The organism is Acinetobacter sp. GXMZU3951 (assembly GCF_054457875.1).
The window spans coordinates 329,207-350,548 of the sequence record NZ_JBTLFO010000001.1; the positions used below are offsets into that span (position 1 = coordinate 329,207).

The 21,342-nt window shown below is 40.8% G+C and carries 14 protein-coding genes and 1 tRNA gene; all 15 read right to left on the minus strand.

Annotation, left to right across the window (positions count from 1 at the left end; all coding sequences use genetic code 11):
- Positions 1–49: 49 nt before the first annotated feature.
- The 15 genes from ACX17N_RS01525 to lldP all read right to left on the minus strand — a co-directional run bounded on the left by ACX17N_RS01525 (position 50) and on the right by lldP (position 20,845).
- On the minus strand, positions 50–1,393 hold the full coding sequence (locus tag ACX17N_RS01525; protein ID WP_458890822.1) for an APC family permease: 1,344 nt from the start codon (positions 1,391–1,393) through the stop codon (positions 50–52).
- 119 nt (positions 1,394–1,512) lie between these two features.
- Entirely contained in the window at positions 1,513–2,928 is a 1,416-nt protein-coding gene (locus tag ACX17N_RS01530) for an aldehyde dehydrogenase family protein (RefSeq protein ID WP_458890823.1), read from the minus strand.
- A gap of 200 nt (positions 2,929–3,128) precedes the next feature.
- The gene (locus tag ACX17N_RS01535; RefSeq protein WP_458890824.1) at positions 3,129–4,529 is read right to left on the minus strand and encodes an aminotransferase; all 1,401 of its coding nucleotides are present in this window, start codon (positions 4,527–4,529) and stop codon (positions 3,129–3,131) included.
- Between the two features lie 76 nt (positions 4,530–4,605).
- A complete protein-coding gene (locus tag ACX17N_RS01540) occupies positions 4,606–5,865 on the minus strand; it encodes a Zn-dependent hydrolase (protein ID WP_458890825.1) in 1,260 nt (419 codons plus the stop codon).
- Positions 5,866–6,391: 526 nt separating this feature from the next.
- Entirely contained in the window at positions 6,392–7,147 is a 756-nt protein-coding gene (locus ACX17N_RS01545) for a TorF family putative porin (protein ID WP_458890826.1), read from the minus strand.
- A 433-nt stretch (positions 7,148–7,580) separates the two neighbouring features.
- A complete protein-coding gene (locus ACX17N_RS01550; protein ID WP_458890827.1) occupies positions 7,581–8,621 on the minus strand; it encodes a Csu type fimbrial protein in 1,041 nt (346 codons plus the stop codon).
- Entirely contained in the window at positions 8,612–11,035 is a 2,424-nt protein-coding gene (locus ACX17N_RS01555) for a fimbria/pilus outer membrane usher protein (RefSeq protein WP_458890829.1), read from the minus strand. Before ACX17N_RS01555 ends, ACX17N_RS01550 begins: the two co-directional genes overlap by 10 nt.
- Positions 11,004–11,717 (minus strand): fimbrial biogenesis chaperone, encoded by a 714-nt coding sequence (locus ACX17N_RS01560; RefSeq protein WP_458890830.1) that lies wholly within the window; start codon positions 11,715–11,717, stop codon positions 11,004–11,006. The genes ACX17N_RS01555 and ACX17N_RS01560 overlap by 32 nt, the downstream gene beginning before the upstream one ends.
- A gap of 84 nt (positions 11,718–11,801) precedes the next feature.
- Complete coding sequence (locus ACX17N_RS01565) at positions 11,802–12,329, minus strand: Csu type fimbrial protein (RefSeq protein WP_458890831.1); 528 nt, start codon at positions 12,327–12,329, stop codon at positions 11,802–11,804.
- Positions 12,330–12,930: 601 nt separating this feature from the next.
- Positions 12,931–13,020, minus strand: a tRNA-Ser gene (locus tag ACX17N_RS01570).
- Positions 13,021–13,107: 87 nt separating this feature from the next.
- Positions 13,108–15,141 carry an FAD-dependent oxidoreductase gene (locus ACX17N_RS01575; protein ID WP_458890832.1) on the minus strand — a complete coding sequence of 678 codons (2,034 nt, stop codon included), beginning with the start codon at positions 15,139–15,141 and terminating at the stop codon, positions 13,108–13,110.
- Between the two features lie 182 nt (positions 15,142–15,323).
- The gene (gene dld / locus ACX17N_RS01580; RefSeq protein ID WP_458890833.1) at positions 15,324–17,021 is read right to left on the minus strand and encodes a D-lactate dehydrogenase; all 1,698 of its coding nucleotides are present in this window, start codon (positions 17,019–17,021) and stop codon (positions 15,324–15,326) included.
- A 224-nt stretch (positions 17,022–17,245) separates the two neighbouring features.
- Entirely contained in the window at positions 17,246–18,400 is a 1,155-nt protein-coding gene (gene lldD / locus ACX17N_RS01585) for an FMN-dependent L-lactate dehydrogenase LldD (RefSeq protein WP_458890834.1), read from the minus strand.
- 2 nt (positions 18,401–18,402) lie between these two features.
- The gene (lldR, locus tag ACX17N_RS01590) at positions 18,403–19,146 is read right to left on the minus strand and encodes a transcriptional regulator LldR (protein ID WP_458890835.1); all 744 of its coding nucleotides are present in this window, start codon (positions 19,144–19,146) and stop codon (positions 18,403–18,405) included.
- Between the two features lie 25 nt (positions 19,147–19,171).
- Entirely contained in the window at positions 19,172–20,845 is a 1,674-nt protein-coding gene (gene lldP, locus ACX17N_RS01595; RefSeq protein ID WP_458890836.1) for an L-lactate permease, read from the minus strand.
- Positions 20,846–21,342: the final 497 nt, after the last annotated feature.

The window sequence follows — 21,342 nt, forward strand, 5'->3', positions numbered from 1 at the left end:
GTTTACCAATTCTTGAGTGAGTGCTTGAAGCCAACTCACTCACACGCATTTAACTGTTTGAGACTTCTTCAGCCGGTGATCCTAAAGAAATCGGCTGTTTTTTGATTTTCTTGTACACCACCAAGACAATGCCGACGCATAACCAGATGCCGCCAAATTCAAGCGCTGATTTTTCTAAATTAATCCAGAGTCCCAGCAATGAAAGTACCGACGCCAGGGGCAAAAATAAATTCATAAATAGATGCTTCAAGCCCGAGCGTTGTTTGCCAATCACAAAGAATTTCATAAATACGGAGAAATTCACCATGGTAAAAGCAATCAAGGCACCAAAACTGACGAAGCTCACCACTGTTGCCAGATCCACATAAATCGCCAGTAAGGAAATTAAACCAACAAAGAAGATTGAATACAGTGGTGTCCCGAGTCTGCTGACTGAACCGAAGACTTTCTTATTGAAGATACCATCACGACCCATAATATGAATTAAGCGCGAAGCACTGGCATGTGTTGCTAAACCAGAGGCAAAGGCATTCATAATTTGGACAGTCAGTAGCTGGGTTTGAAATGCCGCACCACCCACAATCAGTGCAATTTCAGGCAAGGCTTCATCCGGATTTTTAAATTGAGCCAAGGTCGGAAATTGCAGCGTGACGAACCAAGACACCGTAATGAAAATGGCTCCCCCCACCAAAGTTGTCCAAATAATTGCTTTTGGAATGGTTTTGGTTGGGTTTTTGGTTTCATGTGCCAGCGTTGAAACAGCATCAAAACCTAAATAGGAGAAACACACCAAAGAAACACCCGCAACCAGTGTAGTCAATTCAGGATCCCCACTGAACATCGGTTTCACCGTCATCACCGCGTTATAGCCTTGCGCTTGTCCAATGCCCGTCACGACCAAATAGATAAACACCAACATCATGACCAAGGTTGCTGCTACAAAGACAAAGCTAAAATTGGCCAGAATATTAATGCGGAAGCTATTAATTAACGTCACCAGCCCCACCATGATGAGAACCCAAGTGGTATACGATACATCGGGGAAAATGGAGTTTAAATAAAAGCCCGCGAGTAAGGCATTAATCAGCGGCAGCAACATATAATCGAGTAACGAACACCACCCAACAAAAAAGCCCATGGTTTTTCCGCAGGTTTCAGTGGTGTAGGTATACGCCGAGCCTTCTTTAGGCGATAAACGGCTAAAACGCGCATAACTCAATGCGGTGAGTAGCATAGCAACCAAGGCCAGTAAATAAGCTAATGGCACCTGACCATTGGTCACTCTGGAAATAATGCCAAACGTATCGAATACTGTGGCTGGCGCCATATAGGCCACACCTATGACAACCACTTGCCATAGGGAGAGACTCCTTTGATGATTATCGCTTTCCATGCTTTTTACTCCTGTAGCATTCTGCGCACATTTATTTAGTGCAATGGTTGTTCCACCTAACAGCACACTTACTGAAAAAGGACATCCCTTTCCTTTCCAATAACCCTTTAAAACTTCATCTAAATCGTAATCACGTTTTCCTCTAAATAACTTTGCATACCCGACTCACCTAGCTCGCGCCCAGTGCCACTCTTTTTAAAACCACCCCATAAAGAACTTGGGTGAATCATTTGGAAAGAGTTAATCCAGATATGCCCCGCACGTAGTCGTTTCGCGATGGTTTTACCGTGATCGACCGATCCCGTCATAATGGTGGCCGCCAGTCCAAACTCTGAATCATTGGCAACTGCAATGGCTTCATCTTCAGTACTAAAGCTACGGCAGCACATCACTGGACCAAAAATTTCTTCTTTCCACAGACGACTGTCTGTCGGAACATCAATATAAATTTGTGGGCGAATATAATAACCCTGTGCAGGACATGGAATATTTTCCGCATCAATCAAAGCGGTGAGCTGCTCTTGCGCGGCAATGGCTAAATATTCATGCACTTTTTTGAATTGCTTTTGTGTGGTCATGGGACCCATGCTGAACTGACCTTCAGCTTCTTGACCCAACACAATCGACTCTGTCGCCTGCTTCAATTTTTGATAAAAAGCTTCCGCAATGGATTCATGCACCAACACGCGTGACATGGCAGAACACATTTGACCCGCGTTATAGAACATGCCACCCACGGCTTTTTCCACGGCATCATCAAGGTCGGCATCCTCTAATACTAAAAATGCCGACTTGCCACCCAATTCCAAAGTCACCCGTTTGACACTCGTTGCCGCAGCCTGCATGACTTGAATGCCAATTTCCGTACTGCCAGTGAAGGAAACCTTCTGTACCTCAGGATGACGAACCAGATGCTCCGCAGCCACCGCATCACCCAACACCAAATTGAATACACCTTGCGGGAAATCAATCTGATTCAGCAATTTAATCAATTCAATTTCCGGCAATGGCACCAATTCTGAAGGCTTAAATACCAAGGTACAACCTGCCGCCAACGCAGGCGCAATTTTCCATGCACTGGTAATTAATGGGAAATTCCACGGGGTAATTAAGGCCACCACACCCACGGGATTTTGCTGATGGGTGAGTTCAGTCCCATGGTCAGTTTGACTGGTTTTCGTGAACGCAAATTTCTGAACCAAGTCGGCATAGTAGCGATAGCATTTAATGCTGTTCTCGACATCGACTTTAGCTTGACAGATGGATTTGCCATTGTTGTGATGCGACAGTTCCACCAGTGTATCTTTCGACTGTTCAATTGCATCTGCAATTTTATTCAGCCATGCGGCACGTTCTGCTGCACTGGTATTGCTCCAGTCGGCCAAAGCTTGATTGGCTGCTGCAACTGCAGCATCTACATCATGGGTAGACGCTGCAATAAATTGCGCGAGTGTTTGTTCACTCCGTGGATTGATCACCACAATCTCGGTCGAGCCTGTCGTTGCCGCCCATTGTCCATTGATATAATTTTTCATCTTCTTACTCGCCTTAGCATGCTGGCATTGCTGAAAACCGCTTTGGTCTCAAATTCAGCACAGCCCAACAGGACTATTATTCCATTTGGCTTTTTAACTGTTTTTACCTGTTGCTGCGCTAGCCAGATTCACTGACCGACAGCTTCCGAGCAACCTGATTGTTTGGAATCAGGCTGATCGAATAAATTGCGGATTAAAACTTATAAATGACCCTCAGCTTTAAGTTCCTGAATGGTATTTTGAATCGCGTGACGCAAGGTTTTGACTACAAAATCTACTTGTTCACGCGTTAAAATTAACGGTGGTGACAGCACATTCATGTGACCCACTGGACGGACAATCAAGCCTAATTTTTGACAGTGATTGGCAATACGTTTACCAACCCCCACCGAACCATCAAATAACTCTTTGGTAGCTTTGTTGCGCAAGTTTTCAATACACATCATGAATTTCTTGCCACGTACCTGACCTACAATTTCTAGATCAGCTAAGGTTTTCAACTGCTCTTCAAAATACACACCAACATCTTGCACGTGTTCACAAATCTTTTCGCGCTCAATGATTTCAATATTTTTCAGTGCTGCAACACAGCTCACTGGATGACCTGAATAGGTGAAGCCATGGGTTAGTAATCCACCCTTATGATGCGGCTTACTGATCGCTTCATAAATTTCATCCGAGATAATGGTGGCACCTAAAGGTAGATAACCTGAAGATAAACCTTTGGCACAAGTAATAATGTCTGGAACAATATCGAACACCGCTTCAGACGCAAACATATGACCTAAACGACCAAATGCGGTCACAACTTCGTCCGACACATATAACACGTTGTATTTTTTACACACGGCCAAAGTTTTCGCATGGTAGCCTTCAGGTGGAACTATTACCCCACCAGCCCCCATAATTGGCTCAGCAAAGAATGCTGCCACATTGTCTGGACCCAATTCCAAAATCGTGTCTTCTAATTCCTGTACTTTTTCATTACAGAAATCTTCCATCGACTGCGATTCAGGCTTACGGTACGGGTTCGGACATGAAACGTGATGCACCAATTGGTTGTGAATTTCAAAACCAATATGATCGGCTTCAATCCCCGTCAGACTCATACTGATATAGGTACTACCGTGATAAGCATCTTTACGTGCAATCAGTTTTTTCTTAGACGGCTGACCAATTTGATGGAAGTAATGGTGAATTAAACGCACGGCTGTGTCATTGGCGACCGAACCACCACAACCAAAGAACACATGGTTTAAGCCTTGTGGAGCATGCTCTGCCAATTTTGCTGCTAATTTGGCCGCAGGTGCCGTAGTTTGATGACCAAATGGCGAGAAGTATGGAAGTTCCATAATCTGTGCAGAGACCGCATCAGCAATTTCTTGACGACCATAACCGACATTGACACACCACAAGCCACCGATACCATCAAGGTATTTATTACCATGTGCATCATAAACAAAAACATTTTCACCTTTCGCCATAATTAAAGAACCTTCTTCTTTAAATGTGGTGAAATCTGTCCAAGGGTGAATTACATGGTCTTTGTCTTTTTGCCAAACATCTTGAATATCAATTTCTACAGGTAATTTCGAGTTCATTCTTTGTCCTTCCTTACACTCGCAGTCGACTCATCCAGAAGACTGCTTTTTACGGTTTATTCGTTCATCATTTTGCTCAGACGGCTTGAGCGCACTGAGTTTCTAAAGCTTCTGCCTGCATGGCATCATAATTGAGGATTGCATTTAACAGCACATCCGCACCTTGAGCCGCATCTAGCGCATAGACATCTTCGGCTTCGTTATGGCTTAAACCATCAATACATGGAATAAAAATCATGGTGGTTGGACAGTGCTTGGCAATATTAATGGCATCATGTCCTGCACCACTGACAATTTTCTGATTGCTATAACCTAGGCGATCCACCGCCTTTTGTACGGTTTCGACACACACTGTATCAAAATAGGTGGCTGGACTAAACCAGTGTTCGCTAATGCTGATATCTAAATCATGATGCTCGGCAAGGGTATGCAGAATTTTACGCGTTTCTGCTTCCATGTCTTTCAATGCCGCATCATTCGGATTACGCAAATCAATGGTCCATTGAATCTGACCTGGAATGGTATTGCGAGAAGAATTCGCGACCTGCATTTCACCAAAAGTCACCAATCCCTCAGGGAAGCGTTTTCGAATATTTTGTTCCAGTTCCACAATCATCGCGGCTGAACCCACCATGGTATCTTTACGCATCGCCATTGGGGTTGTGCCTGCATGCGCTGCTTTCCCTTTGGTTTCTACATCTAACCAGAGAATCGCTTGCCCACCCGTCACCACACCAATCGCCACATGGTTTTGTTCTAGAACAGGACCTTGTTCAATGTGCGCTTCGTAATAGGCCTTAAACGGACGTGCTAACGGTGTTTCGCCCAATTGCCCCGTACGTACCAGCTCGGAATATACTGAAATACCTTGCTTGTCGGTACTGTCATACACTTTTTGCTTATCCAACAAGCCAGTGAATGCCGCAGAACCCATCATGGCTGGTGTAAAACGCGCACCTTCTTCATTGGTCCACACTACTACTTCCAAAGGATGGTAAGTATTGATCTCTTCTTCAGTCAGACGTTGCAAAACTTCCAGACCCGCCAACACGCCATAAATACCATCAAAACGTCCACCTTTAGGCTGGGTATCTAAATGACTGCCCATTACAATCGGTAAAGCAGTTGCAGAAAGACCTGCACGTCTTAAAATCAGGTTTCCAATTTCATCATAATGAATTGAAAGATTGATTTTTTTTGCCCATTCAATCAACAAGGAACGCCCAGCAACATCTTCATCAGATAACGCCAAACGTGTGTTGCCACCTTTATCTGTTGCGCCAATTTTTGCCATTTCCATCAGCATTTGCCACAACCGTTCCGCATTCGCTTTCATTTACTAGAACATCCATTTTATAAATACTTTTATGTGTCATGCATGACACCTAATTTCGTAAATTCACTCTAGAAAAAAAACCGAATAGCAACAAGCGATATATTTTTAAGCACGACATTAGAAAAACTAATACCCCTAAATTGAATACCACTTGCTCGCTTTGCTCATGCTAAAGAAATCCTCCTACAAACCCAAGTAAAATAGATAGACCTGACGTTCAAAAACTTTCAAATATCTGAAAAATATAAATTAAATAAAAAATTAAAATCCATCTTAAAAACTTTAAAAACACAGATTGATTATTTTTAAAACATATTTTTATTATTAAAAAATGGTATAAGCCGAACCATAAAATGCTGATATTTTACCCAGATTTTATTCTTTAATAACCAATACCCTTCAAGCATCATTAAATAAAACCATGGATTAAAATAATAAATTTTTCAACAGAAAAAGGACTACGCCGAGTATTCCAGCGTAATCCTTTTTAAAATCTAAACTCAACATTTAAAACATGATGTGGCGATTAAAATGCCTTGGTGATACTAAAAATCAGCGCATCATCAGCATTATCAAGGTCTTTATTCATATTTGAATCAACATAATACAGGTCAAAAATAAAATCGTTGTAGCTATAGTTTCCACCAATTTTATAATCTGTATACGCATCTTTCTTATCGGTTGCCCACAACACATCATAGGCTTGATTGCTTGAAAATTGGTTATAACCCACTTGTCCGTAAGCATTCCAGTTCTCTGCAATTGGGTACAGATAAGTCACCTCGTAGCGCAACTCCTTGCCCGTCTGGAAGGAATATTCAGGTGAGTAATAGAACGAGAAATTCAGCTCATCATTTTCTTTGAGTAAGCCCATACCAACCGCACTGACAGAATATTCCTCATAATCTGGACTTGGGATTGATTTATCGGCCCCAGGATAGTTCACATCCAGATACTGAACATTCAATCTAAAGTAATCATTCACCAAATAGTCATAACCCAAGTAATAATCGAGCTCTAAGCTGCTCCCAATATCTAAATCAATATTGGAGGCAAATAACTGGGCATATAATCCCGAAGTATGATCAACTCTCAGAAAACCCTGTACCGCTGGATTCCCCTGATTTTGTGAATAACCTCGTGAATAATAGTCTGTTAAAAATGCTACGCTACCACTACTAGAGAAACTATCTAGAATTTTAGCTTCATTTACTGTTTCAGCGTGTACTTGAGTAACTGCAATTGCTGCGAATAAACTATAGATAAGCTTATTTTTCATCATTTTATTTCCATCAATTCCATGATTTTTATTTTGCTATTTCATTCTCTTTCTTTTTTTGCAAAAACATAGAACCAATTTCACATAAACACTGAGTACCATTTGCACAGAACAAATAAAATATCGAGTTCATCAACTCTATTTTTTAATAGGCAATTAAACCGTTTTCTTATAATTTCTATAATAAACACACTGCATCACTTTTTTTTCGTCACTCAGCGACACCGTTGCTGTAAAGCCTTTTTGATTTAATTCATCTTGAAAATAAACAAGGTCTGAAGAGATGGGTCCTCCCCTTCAGACCTTTAGAAGCATGGAACTCTGCCCTATGCGTCTAATTTGAACTTTTTTGAGTATAGATACGAGAGCCATTTAATGAGGCTGAAAGAGTGCCAATTCAATTTCAGTTTAGTAAACTTCTTAATGTTCATAATATCTAATATGTCACAGTCACTACCACCGTATCTGTATAACTTCCAGCTGGTGGTATGCTTGTACCTTTAGGAATTCGCCCATAAACTGGGAAATTTTGATTAACTCCAGTACCTGTTACTGCTACACCACCACTACCACCAGTCACAATTACACCGCCCGTACTATCCCAAATATTAATTCGCGCTGCTTCTTTATATAGTTGATAAGCTAAATAATTACTCCCATTTGCCATCCTACGATTTCCACCAGTAATCCGATTATTTCCATTACCCAAATAAATTGAATAGCTACGATTGACATTGCAACGTGTTACAACAGCACCATCGGCATCATAATTTCTTTTTGTCAAACCAGCATCAGCAATATTACCAAAATCAATATCTGTCACGGAGGTTAAATAACAAATTGGAGGTACTACATAATTAAACGCAAAATTAATACTACCTGAATCCCATCCATTATTCTCCCCTGTCCCACCTTCACAAAGAGTACCTTGCGCTGCTTGCATATCTACATATAACTTAACACTAGAACTGTACGTTCCAGCAGGCAGAATTGTAGATGGAGCAGGTACATCAATTGTTAAAGTTATAGTCATATAATTATTATTAACTGTAGTTGCTCCCGGCCCATACCATTTTCCAGTTGTTGCATTTGAACCAGTTGTAGTTGTTCCTGCTGTCGCAGTGACCGTATAAGGTAAAGTATAATTTGAGTTAGGACCAGTCAAAGGTGAGGAAAAAACTGGTTTTAAGCAAGTATAACGACTCGTTCCGTAGTTACCATTTTCTTCACAACGCCAAGTTCCATTCAGTGTTAATGTTGCTTTATTACCATAGTTAGCAGCGGTATACGTGTAGGTACTAGATGATGTACCTGTATATGTACATGCAGCATGTGCTTGTTTAGGTGTAAATAATAAGAAAAACAAGCAACTTGTTAAAATCAGAAAACTCATCAAATAATTTAAAGGCAGTGTTCGGGTTAAAGTATTAAGATTTCGACTGTTCAAATTATTTACACTTAATTTTTTTATGAGCATATATACGGCCCTAATTTCTGAGTTGTTGCCTGATCTTGATCATATGGAAATTCAACAGAACATTGCCCGCCATCCAATAAATCGACAATTAGCTTATTCTTTGGTAGCAATCCTCTTAGAAACACTTCACCATCATAACCAACCATACTACCCGTCTGCCCATTAAGGCTGACTGAATAACCAACAGGAAGTGGTTTTAAATCTTTATCTAGCAATACAACGGTAGCTGAAATAATATTTTTTGCTGAGAAATCAAGCACAATACCTTGTTGATAACCCGCAATCGCCAAATTTTCTGTTTTTTCTGCTTCCCAACCTATAGGTAAATACTGAGTATCCAAATAAATATGATTCTTAGCATAAGGTGTTAAATGTGGAATCAGAAAGTTTCCATTCTTACTTGCTTTACCCAAGTTCACACCACCATTAATAATTTCACTCCTAGGCCCTGCATTTTTAACAATCGCAAAAGCATCTCCAATTTCATTGCTCGCAAAAATATCACCTTGTGCTATAACTAAGGCACCTCTTGCACCAAGCATGCTTTGTGAACTACTACCAAACTGACTATAACGACCAAACAAATAGGCTGGTCGTGAGCGATAATCAACATATGCTGTATTAAGGTCTGACTCCCCTTCACTATACGTCGTTGTAACGCCCCACCCAAAACTACCTAATTTTGAATCACTAATACTATTCAACTCTTGGGTATATTTTATATTTCCATAGTCATTGCTTACACTTGTAGATGCTTTTAACTTCGAAGACAAATCAAATCTCAAAGCCAAGTATGCGCCATAATTATCATGATCATTAAAATCTTGATACAGTGAAGAATATAGATTAATTCGATTCGTAATATTGCCACTTAAACTGAGTGAAAATAAATCATATTGCTCATTTGTATATTTTAAACGGTTATAATTACTCGAAATACTCCAACCAGGAATTGGATTAAAATTCAAACCTGCTCGAATTATTTCTTCTGCAGTCGCACTATTTTCAACGACATCACTATCTACAGAAAAGTTAGAGTTTTGATAATTGATGAGTGATAATCGGGCCAAATCATAGTAGCCTTTACTCGCACCTTGATAGCTAAAATTAAAAGATGAAGATGAACTTAAGCGTCCCTCAACACCAATTAAACCCAGAAATCCTTCTATGCCTTCATAGCTACTGCCCACTACGTTAAAATTCCAAACCCCTCTACCTGCAATATTTTGTGCATAACCTACACCTATATTTGCTAAACCATCTGTTGAAGTTTCTAAATGACCTGTCGCTGTTTGTGAATTAGAAATAGCTTGGCGTAAAGAGCCAGATGCAAAGACAATATCAGAATCATAATCATTAGATTTAGTACTATAATTATAACGAGGGACACCAACATCAACGGAAAACTCTTGAATTCCTTCTTTTAAAATTTTTGGTGAATAGTAATAATATTGTTTATTTACTTGTTGCTGCCCTAATGCATCAGTAGTGACTAATGTAATTTCATTACCTGAAATAAAAGGTAAACTCTTAACATCAAAGGGCCCAGATGGAATTTCACCTGAATATATTTTCTGTTGATTGACAAATAAATCCAATGAAGACGGTAATGCCGCATTTCCCGAAAATTGCGGTAAAGCTGCAGTAATAATATCTGAACGTAAAGTATAGGCACTGGACCACTGTAAGCCTAATAGTCTAAGACTACTTCCCCAATCTACAGTATTACTATTAAAATCACCAATTACATATGAACGAATTTTTTCCGCATCTATATACTGCCATTTTGATTCCAAACGAACAGATTGATTCCTAGATTGTTCGGTATTTCTGTTATATAAATAGCCTGACTGAAACAATCCATAATTTGAATTATATATTGCATTAGCTGCAGTCGAAAAATAATTTTCATCATCTGAGTATGTATTATTGACCTCATAATTCAATATTACTGTTTGAATACTTTTTTGAGGAATAAGCTGGTCTTCTGTAATAGCATTTCCATTTAAATCTACGACATGAGACTCTAAATTTTTATCTAATGTTTTAATTAATAAAATTTGCTCATTTTCGTCATATGAATAAGACAAGCCCTTAATCTCATCAAGTTTGACTAATTCTGTATCTTTGACTGGTATCGGCAATTTAATTCTTATTTTTCTTAGATTACGGGCTTGTACCAATATTTTTTTACCCTTTGAATCTAAAAGACAAGGAATTAATTCTTTAGAAGTAGAACCATTAACTGAAGAAATCAAGAAAAGTGGAATATATTCCTGATTGCTAAAGGTATTACCTTCTAAAACTGTTACTTCTTCAGCAAATGCCGGCCCTAAAGAAATATAGGTAACTAAACATGTATATAGAAAACACTTCATGTTCTTATCTAACTTGGTAAGAGATATCTTTACCATTTACATTTGCTTGAATGCTGTAATTGTGTTTTTCAATATAATTAAATTTTTCGTTTAAAGGATATGTTTTCACATTACCATTTAAAATATAACCATTTAAAGTATTAATCTCTATAGGGTAAGACTGCTTCGTCGTCTCATCTATCAGCTTTAAGCTAGTGAGCTGAATAAAACGGCTACCAATATTATTAACTTCAATTATAGATTTGCCATCTTGATGTAACAGTTGAGCTTTTGCTTCACGAATAGATTTTGGGTTAGTGATAAATAGAGGTAATGAAGTTCTTAAGACAACATTAATTCCTTGCCCTATTGTTCTTGAATCAACAGCTGTAGGCAATTCATCTATTATAATACGATAGCTTTCTTCTTTAGCAACATCAGATTGATTGACTCTTACTACTCTTAGATTATAAGACTGCTGTGCATTTAGAGATAAGGCTGGAGGGCTCACAACAACGTCATTGGTAGAAATATATGATTCTTCATTTCCCTGTTGTTGCCATTTAAATATACGTATCTGAAGATTTGTTTTATCAGGCGATTCATTTGCTATAGTTAAGCTACTTGCTTGTTGACTTTGTACTAATTCAACACTTACTGGAGAAATTTTTAATGCCGCAGCATGCACTCCAGCACTACATAACAAAGTAGAAATGACCACAAAAAAAATTTTATTCATTACGCATAAACCTTAAACGTTTCACAATATTGACATCATAGTGACCAAAGCTGACTATGATCAGCTCTGGTTTTTTCTTTTAAATCAATATGTAATCGTTAAAGCAACAGTATCTATATAATTACCAGCTGTAGGTAATGGAGTTCCTGCTGGAATACGAGCATAAACGTCATATGTCTGCTGATTACCAGTGCCTGTACCTACAGCAACGTTTCCACCTACAGCAATCTGTGTCGAACGAGCTGAGTTGGAATAGAGGTTGTATGGTAGATAGTCAACTGTGGTACCTGAGCCTGTAATCATTCGACGTTGAGTTGAAGCTTCGTTATTTCCTGCTCCCGCTGTCAAAGTCCAACTTGTACCATTTGAACAAAGAACACCGACTTTAGCACCACCAGATCCAGATGTATCAGCATCTACATTATTTGCAAGTGATGTGATATCACCAAAATCAATAACTGCTGCTGTTACAGCACCTGTTGCATTTGTATTTACGAAACAACTTTTCACAACTCTTGCTTTTATTAAAAGGTTACCTGTTGCTGCGTCAGCCATTGAGTTCATTGAAATTAAACCACTAACTGCAAGCATGGTTAAAACTAACTTTTTCATGTGTATTCCTAGCTAAGAAAACTTTGTTACAACTATTTATTTTCATAAAATCAATGGCTTGGGTATAGATAATCCTAATCCCACAAACTCAGTTACAAATAAGATAATTGATTAACAGAATAATACACAAAAATTATAACAATTCAAATATTTTAATATAAATATGAATTGCATCACATTATTGATCTTGAATTTATTTTACGATTCTAAAAATGAATCTTTAATAATTTCATTAAATGTTAAAGTTATTACACAAAGTCTCTTATTTTGAATTCGAGAATGCTTCTTTTAAAGACTTTTTACTCACATCATATGCTTAATAGTTATGTTATTTATTTTCAATGATTTAGTTTAATAAAATTCCAATTTTTTGTTTCCATTTTCTAGATTAAGATTTAAAAACCGTCTATCTTGGAAATTTTTTTTATTAAATTTTAATTACTTCATATGATCATTCAAAGCAATATCATTTCGATGTTTACTTATTCTGTAAAGATATCTTATTTGGCTTCCTAAGCCATCATTATTCTCTAAAAATTACGTACTAATCCAAAGTTTTTGATATAAAAAAGCCCCTGTAAATACAGGGGCTTTTCGAATTTGGCGGAAGCGGTGAGATTCGAACTCACGGAGGACTCACACCCTCGTCGGTTTTCAAGACCGGTGCATTAAACCGCTCTGCCACGCTTCCATGTGCGCAAGAATACTAAGCTTTTTCAGTTTAGACAAGTAAAAAATAGCATCACAGCATTCAAGTGCATATTGTTTCATCAATTTATTAAAGTTTGGCTGCAATTTCAGCACCATCACGAATCGCACGCTTGGCATCAAGCTCTGCCGCAAGTTTTGCACCACCAATAATATGGTAATTTGCCAACGTGGCTTGTCCTTCATTTGGCATTAAATCTTTGACAGATTCTTGCCCTGCGCACACCACAATCGTATCGACGCGCAGTAGCTGATCTTGACCATTCATTTCTACCCATAAACCTTCGTTGCTCACCGCTTTGTACTGCACACCACGGAGCATCCGTACCGCATGTTTTTTAAGTTGCGCACGATGTACCCAACCCGAAGTCTTACCCAAACCAATACCTAACGGCGTGGTTTTACGTTGCAATAAGTAAATTTCACGGACAGGAGATTCGACTTCGGCATGTTGCAAACCACCTTCGGTCATATAGTGGGCATCCGTATCGACACCCCACTCACGCTTCCAGTCGGCTAAGGGTTGTGGCTGAGGTTGATGCTGAGGCTTGAGTAAAAATTCGGAAACATCAAAGCCAATACCACCAGCACCGATCACCGCAACCCGATGCCCCACTGTTGCTCCCCGCAATACTTGTGCATAAGAAAGTACATTCGGTGCATCACTGCCTTGAATTTTTAATGCCCGTGGTACGACACCTGTGGCAATAATCACTTCATCAAAGCCTTCGCGCTCTAATTGCTCACGGTTGACTTTGGTATTTAAGCGCAATTCAACCCCTGTTTTTTCCAGTTGCACTTTAAAATAGCGAATGGTTTCGTGAAATTCTTCTTTACCCGGAATGACCTTGGCCAAATTAAATTGCCCGCCCACTTCATGGCTCGCTTCAAATAACGTAACCCGATGCCCACGTTCCGCAGCTACAGTTGCTGCGGACATGCCCGCAACACCACCACCAACGACTGCAACACGTTTTGTTTTTTGAGCTTTGAGATAAACCAATTCTGTTTCATACGCAGCACGCGGGTTAACTAGACAGGTAGCGCGCTGATTTTTAAAGGTGTGATCTAAACATGCTTGATTACAGGCGATGCAGGTATTAATTTCATCCACGCGATTGGTGGCTGTTTTATTCACCCAATACGGATCAGCCAATAAGGGTCTTGCCATCTGTACCATATCGGCTTTGCCTTGTGCCAAAATTTCTTCGGCCGTGTCTGGCATATTAATACGATTCGAGGCAATCACTGGCAGGCTCACATGCTTTTTCACCTCTGCGGTATAATCTACAAATGCAGCACGTGGCACTGAAGTGACAATCGTCGGAATTCGAGCTTCATGCCAGCCAATCCCTGTATTTAACAGCGTAATACCTGCTTTTTCCAAGGCCTGAGCCACCGTGATGACTTCTTGCATGGTATTGCCATCATGCACCAAATCCAGCATGGATAAACGGAAACAGATAATAAAATGCTCACCAACCTTCTGACGAATCTCTTTAACAATTTCAACCGCAAAACGCATGCGATTTTCAATCACTCCGCCCCAACGATCGGTACGTTGATTCACATGCCGGCTTAAAAACTGATTCAGCAAGTACCCTTCTGAACCCATAATCTCCACGCCATCATAGCCCGCAAGTTTGGCTAAATGTGCACATTCTGCATAATCTTGAATGGTCGCCAAAATTTGCTTTTCGCTCATTTGACGCGGCTTAAATGGAGAAATCGGCGATTTAATTGGGCTAGATGACACCACAAAAGGCTGATAACCATAACGCCCTGAATGCAAAATTTGCATCAGAATTTTAGCGCCATGCTTATGCACAGCATGCGTCACTAAGCGATGTGGCGCAATATCGCCCACCGTATTCATAGTGCCCCCCGCAGGCAATAACCACCCCTGTCGATTGGGTGAAATGCCCCCTGTGATGATGAGCCCGACACCCCCTTTTGCCCGTTCGCCAAAATAAGCAGCCAGTTTAGGATAGTTATAAAAACGGTCTTCTAAACCTGTATGCATAGAACCCATCACCACCCGATTTTTGATGGTGGTAAAACCCAAATGCAGGGGCTTTAAAATATTGGCATACGGTGTTGTCATGGCGAATCCTTATAATTAATTAGCTTTGCAACTTGTTGCATAATACTTTAACGTGATTTTTTATTTTGTTTATGGCTATAACAGACTGATTCTGCAAATAATCAGCCAATAAAAAAAGTGTAGCCAAACACTATTGCGAGTTGACTACACTTTTATCACAACTAATGAAGCAGCTGTTGTATTTACTTCCAGTATTTTAACTTCGACGTTTGCCCAATCCCGACATTAAAGCTATTGGTTGGATCTAATTTTTGATAATGCTGTTTTAAGGCGGGTTTCGCCACATATAAATGTCCGACATTATGTTCCGCTGGATATTCAGCACCCCGATGATCGAGTAAATGCCACATCTGATGTTCCATGGCCAAAGGATCGACACCTTTTTTGACAATATAATCCTGATGGAAAACATGACATAAGAAATGACCGTAATACAGCTTATGTACAATCAGCTCGTCCATTTCTTTGGGCAATGTTTCGACCCATTGGCGGTCATTCCGACGTAAAGCAATATCCAACGCGACAATATCTTCTACTTCACTACGATGCGTGTCACGGTAGCGAATTGCAGCACCGGCTACAGCAAAGCGATGTAAAAAGGCTTTACGCCCTTCTTCATCTGTACAATGGAAAAAATTGCCTGTCGTACGCTGAGCGAAATAGCCACTCAAGAATTGCTGTACTTGCTCTACATCCTGATTTTCAATCCGAAGAATTAGGTGATGCTCGTATAAGTCTCGGAATTGATTCATGCGTTCCGGCAAATGATTCGGCATGAATTTGGTGACCAGTTGCAGAACTTTATCCGACAGCCCTTTCATGCCCACTTTTTCTAAATAACCATCCACTTTGTCTTTCATGGCAAAAGCCGCAGGTACTTTAGCTGTGCCAAATTTCTCAATAAAGACAAAGGTGTCTTTGCCGTATTCAGCACCAATGTCATACGCCACACGGTGAATATATTCGCCCGCAATCGGTAAGCGTGGTAAATCGGTTAATAAGAAACGACGGATTTCAGTCAGGTCATCCTGAGCATTGGTACCGACATAAAATACCTGACTGGGTATTTTCTCAAAGGTATCTAGACGCACCGCAAACACACAAACTTTGCCTGCCGAACCAGAAGCTTCAAACAAGCGTGATGGATCCGCATTAAAGCGTGCAGGCGTTGCCTCATCTACCTGTTTTACATCATGCGCGTAACGCTGGTCAGAAGCACAACAACTTGGATTATGCTGCACATCTGCATTTTGATAGTGTTGATTTTGCAAGCGAGTTAAGATTTCTTCAGGTGTCGAGCCTAAATCCACGCCCAAATGATTAATCAGTTCCAGTTGCCCAGCATCATTGACGCGTGCATAAAGCGCTAACTCCGTATAAGCAGGACCACGGCGAACCAATGCTCCGCCAGAATTGTTACACACACCACCTAATACCGATGCCCCAATACAAGAGGAACCGATGACCGAATGGGGTTCGCGATTAAACGGAGCCAATTCTTTTTCCAAACGATCCAAAGTCGCACCCGGCAAGCAAATCACTTGTTGACCATCTCGGATAATTTGAATACCCGCCAAGCGTCGTGTGCTCATCAGTATCACAGGTCGGTCATAGTCATCACCGAAAGGCGTAGATCCACCCGTTAAACCCGTATTGGCCGCCTGCATAATTACAATACAGTCTGCCTCGACAGCGGCTTGCAACACTTGCCATTGCTCAAGCAAAGTTCCAGGAACAACCACAGCAAGCACTTGACCTGATCCATAGCGGCGTCCTTGTCGGTACAATCGCGTTTCACTTTCATGGGTGAGTACGTGTTGCTTACCAACAATCTCGATCAATTTTTTAATCGTCTGTTGTGTATCTACATGAAGTTGCATCGTTCTAATCCTGTAAACGAAGCCTTATTTCCATCTCAGGCCACAAGGCATTCTTGGCGATAGCATGATTATCTTTGTCTTTATGCTTGTACATCCAAATCAGGTAAGCCTGATATTAAAGCGCTACGCCCACTCGGATGATCTGTGACTGAACTGCGGAATGCTTTCAGTCGAATTCAGGAAACTCCATGCATTGCGAAGGAGTCTCCTTAGCTTCTGTCTGCTTATTGAGCTAATTCACGATCTAAACGCACCAAACAATCCGATGAAATATCGGCAATGGTTTTCGCGCCAGTTAAGGTCATGGCAACACGCATTTCTTTATCAATTAATTCCAAGAGATTTGAAACGCCAGCACCGCCCGCAGCACCTAAGGCATAAACAAAGGCACGACCAAGCATACAAGTATCTGCACCCATCGCCAGCATACGTACTACATCCAGACCATTACGAATACCTGAATCCACTAAGATTTTCAGGTCGCCTTTGACTGCATCCGCAATTGGTGGCAAGGCACGTGCCGAAGATAAAACACCATCCAACTGACGACCACCGTGGTTCGACACCACAATTCCATCCGCACCAAAACGGACCGCATCTTTGGCATCTTCAGGATCTAAAATCCCTTTAATCACCATTGGCCCGTCCCAGAAATCACGGATCCACTCTAAATCTTTCCACGAGATCGATGGATCAAAGTTCGCACCTAACCAGCCAATATAGTCTTCTAGACCTGTAGGCTTGCCCAAGTATTTAGAAATATTACCCAAATCGTGCGGACGTCCCATCAAGCCCACATTCCATGCCCAATGGGGATGCATGCAAGACTGTAAATAACGGCGCATTGCCGCATTTGGACCACTCATGCCTGAATGTGCATCACGGTAACGTGCACCAGGCACAGGCATATCGACCGTGAACACCAAGGTTGAACAGCCCGCTGCTTTGGCACGCTCTAAAGCATTGCGCATAAAACCACGGTCACGCAGCACATATAACTGAAACCACATTGGGCGGCTAATGGCAGGCGTCACTTCTTCAATTGGACAAACAGATACGGTCGATAGTGTAAAAGGAATGCCTTTTTTATCCGCTGCGACAGCGGCCTGAACCTCACCACGACGTGCATACATCCCTGTTAAACCGACAGGAGATAAGGCCACTGGCATTGACAAGGTTTCATCAAACAGTTTGGTTTCCAAACTCAACTCTGACATATCGTTCAGAACACGTTGTCTTAACGCAATTTTAGAAAGGTCTTCTACATTTCGCTTCAGGGTATATTCTGCATATGCCCCACCATCAATGTAGTGGAAAAGAAATGGCGGTAAACGACGTCGCGCAGCTTCGCGATAATCATTTGCAGAAGAAATAATCATAGTTATATCCTGTTTAAACGGCTCGAACGTTGTCGACGAGCTTCTTCCTCATCAATCGAACGTACTTGCTGAACTACAAATTCTATATGTCCACACACAGCCTTTCGCGCTGCTTCAGGGTCTTTGCGTTCAATCGCATCAATTACTTGTGAATGCTGTTCATGCAATTGGTCAAAACGGTGGGCTTCTGAATAGACTTTGCGTCGTCCTAGCACCACGTTAAATTGCAATAAATCAAACAGTCCACGCATAACCTGAATCAGCACCAAATTATGAGAAGCTTCGGCAATTGCCAGATGGAAATTGGCATCGGCACGTGCCGCCTGCTCATCATCACCCAAAGACTGAAAGTGGGTAATTTGGTCATAACAATAACGGATGTACTGAATGTCTTCGGGAGTGGCGCGTAAAGCGGCATGCCATGCCGTGCCTCCCTCAAGAATCATTCGCGCTTCCTGCACATCAAAACGATACGCAGGATCTGCATCAATCAGCTCACTCAGTGGTTGCACAATCAAATTTTGCGACCATGAGCTGGGTAATTGCTGCAAATAAGTTCCCGCTCCAACTTTGCTGACCAGCATGCCCTGACTGGTCAATTGCTGAATCGCCTCACGCAAAGAGGAGCGAGATACACCGAGTTGTTCACACAACTTTCTTTCCGCAGGTAAACGGTCTCCGACTTTCATTTGTTGAATTTCAATCAAATGACGTAAACTTTGTAAAACTCTGTCAGAGACTTTCATACCGCGGTCCTTCAATCTACGGGTGTTATGGAATCATCCATGGGAACACATATGCTTGTAAGGTAATAATAATACCGATCATTACCGTAAAAGTGATACTGTGTTTCACTGTAAAACGGAACAAATCAGATTCTTTACCCACCAAGCCTACTGCCGCACAGGCAATCGCGATAGATTGAGGTGAAATCATTTTACCTGTCACACCACCACTGGTGTTTGCCGCAACCAACAGCACTTCTGGCACACCAATTTGCTGTGCAGTCGTCGCTTGCAAGGCACTGAACAAAGCATTTGCCGAGGTATCTGAACCGGTCAAGAACACTCCAATCCAGCCCAAGAATGGCGAGAAGAAGGTAAATGCGTGACCCGTATGCGCCAAAGCCAATGCTAAGGTTGCAGACATACCTGAGTAGTTCGCAATAAAGGCAAATGCCAACACCATACCAATCGAATAAATTGGCGTTTTTAACTCGTTCAGTGTTTCACCAAAAGTTGTCACGGCATCACGTGGCTTCATTTTTAAATAAACGATGGTGATCATCGCAGCAATGAAAATTGCTGTACCCGTTGCAGATAACCAATCGAATTTAAAAATTGCATCATAGTCTTTGATTTCAGGGACAACCGGTGGCATCTTCTGCACCATCTGATGCAAAAATGGCACTTTGATCGAAATCACAAGGTCATGTAATGCACCATCTTTGGCAAACAAGTCCTTAAATGGCTTGATACTCCAAATCGTCACCATCACGGTTAAGATCATGAATGGAGACCATGCTTTCGCAATTTGACCGATTGAATACTTCTTCTGTTGATCTGCATCCAAGCTTTTCGCATCGATATGCATATCTTCAGCTTTGAAACGGAAAATATGTTTCGGTTTCCAGTATTTCAATAAAATAGTCAAGCTGACTAAAGAGGCAATCGCAGCAGTAATGTCGGGTAACTCTGGACCCACATAGTTAGAGGTCAAGAATTGTGCAATCGCAAATGAACCACCACCCACAAGTACTGCTGGCCATGTTTCTTTCACACCGCGCCAACCATCCATAATGGCCATAATCCAGAACAACACGATTGGAACCATAAATGGTAACTGACGACCAACCATCTGGCTGATTTCATGCGTGTCTACACCCGACACCTGACCGGCCACAATAATTGGAATACCCATCGCACCAAAGGCAACAGGTGCAGTGTTCACAATCAAACACAATCCCGCAGCGTACAAAGGTTTAAAACCAAGCCCCACCAGCAAAGCGGCAGTAATGGCAACTGGTGCACCAAAGCCTGCGGCACCCTCAAGGAAGGTACCGAATGCAAAACCGACCAATAACATTTGCAAACGTTGATCTTCGGTAATTGACAAAATGGAAGAGCGGATAATGTCAAATTGACCTGTTTTCACTGAAATTTTATACAGGAAAACTGCACCGATAATGATCCATGCAATTGGCCATAAACCGTAAAAGAAACCATAAACCAAAGAAGCAAATGCCATTAACGTCGGCATGTCATAGGCAAAAAGAGAAACTAACAGCGCTAATACAACGGTAATTGTTCCCGCTACACTGCCCTTCATACGAAAGACGGCAAGTGCTAAAAAGAAAAAAATAATTGGAATTAATGCAATTAAGCTGGAAATCCAGATATTGCCCATTGGGTCATAAACTTGTTGCCAATGTTGAAGCATTGTCATCTCCTTGAAATGCTTGCTAGAACCTTAATTTGGTCGGATCAGTCGCTGATTAAAAAACCAAATTGGTCTGACCAATAAACCTAAAATGTAAAAAAATAGAGCAGATCGCACCAATATAGTAATTTCAAACCGAAAAGAGATCAATAAAAAAGCATAATAAATATATTGGTCAGACCAATTTAAACTATCCAGACCAATCGAACAGCCCATTGCTTAAAACCAATAAGTTTAATCAAGATATCTGTTTTTATTTGCTTTTTTGTTTTTTATAAAAATACAACGCTCATTTATTAGACTTTAGTCTGATAGATGCGTTTGTTGTCGTTTTAAGCAGGCTTTGCAGCAGCTTAATGATTTATATGTAAATTAAAGCCTTAAAAAAGACGGTTTGAGCAAATCAAATCACGTATAGCAAAAGCAGCATCGATCAGAAAATTTATGGTTTTTTTAATTTTGACTTTGTTTTGCGAAAACAAGCGTCTAGAAAAGTGCTACAA

Excerpts from the sequence above, each read along its gene's own strand:
- ACX17N_RS01530 (WP_458890823.1), bottom strand. The coding sequence starts at position 2,928 with ATGAAAAATTATATCAATGGACAATGGGCGGCAACGACAGGCTCGACC.
- lldD (WP_458890834.1), bottom strand. The coding sequence starts at position 18,400 with ATGATTATTTCTTCTGCAAATGATTATCGCGAAGCTGCGCGACGTCGT.
- ACX17N_RS01575 (WP_458890832.1), bottom strand. The coding sequence starts at position 15,141 with ATGACAACACCGTATGCCAATATTTTAAAGCCCCTGCATTTGGGTTTT.
- lldR (WP_458890835.1), bottom strand. The coding sequence starts at position 19,146 with ATGAAAGTCTCTGACAGAGTTTTACAAAGTTTACGTCATTTGATTGAA.
- lldP (WP_458890836.1), bottom strand. The coding sequence starts at position 20,845 with ATGACAATGCTTCAACATTGGCAACAAGTTTATGACCCAATGGGCAAT.
- dld (WP_458890833.1), bottom strand. The coding sequence starts at position 17,021 with ATGCAACTTCATGTAGATACACAACAGACGATTAAAAAATTGATCGAG.
- ACX17N_RS01555 (WP_458890829.1), bottom strand. The coding sequence starts at position 11,035 with ATGGTAAAGATATCTCTTACCAAGTTAGATAAGAACATGAAGTGTTTT.
- ACX17N_RS01550 (WP_458890827.1), bottom strand. The coding sequence starts at position 8,621 with ATGCTCATAAAAAAATTAAGTGTAAATAATTTGAACAGTCGAAATCTT.
- ACX17N_RS01560 (WP_458890830.1), bottom strand. The coding sequence starts at position 11,717 with ATGAATAAAATTTTTTTTGTGGTCATTTCTACTTTGTTATGTAGTGCT.
- ACX17N_RS01535 (WP_458890824.1), bottom strand. The coding sequence starts at position 4,529 with ATGAACTCGAAATTACCTGTAGAAATTGATATTCAAGATGTTTGGCAA.
- ACX17N_RS01540 (WP_458890825.1), bottom strand. The coding sequence starts at position 5,865 with ATGAAAGCGAATGCGGAACGGTTGTGGCAAATGCTGATGGAAATGGCA.
- ACX17N_RS01565 (WP_458890831.1), bottom strand. The coding sequence starts at position 12,329 with ATGAAAAAGTTAGTTTTAACCATGCTTGCAGTTAGTGGTTTAATTTCA.
- ACX17N_RS01525 (WP_458890822.1), bottom strand. The coding sequence starts at position 1,393 with ATGGAAAGCGATAATCATCAAAGGAGTCTCTCCCTATGGCAAGTGGTT.
- ACX17N_RS01545 (WP_458890826.1), bottom strand. The coding sequence starts at position 7,147 with ATGATGAAAAATAAGCTTATCTATAGTTTATTCGCAGCAATTGCAGTT.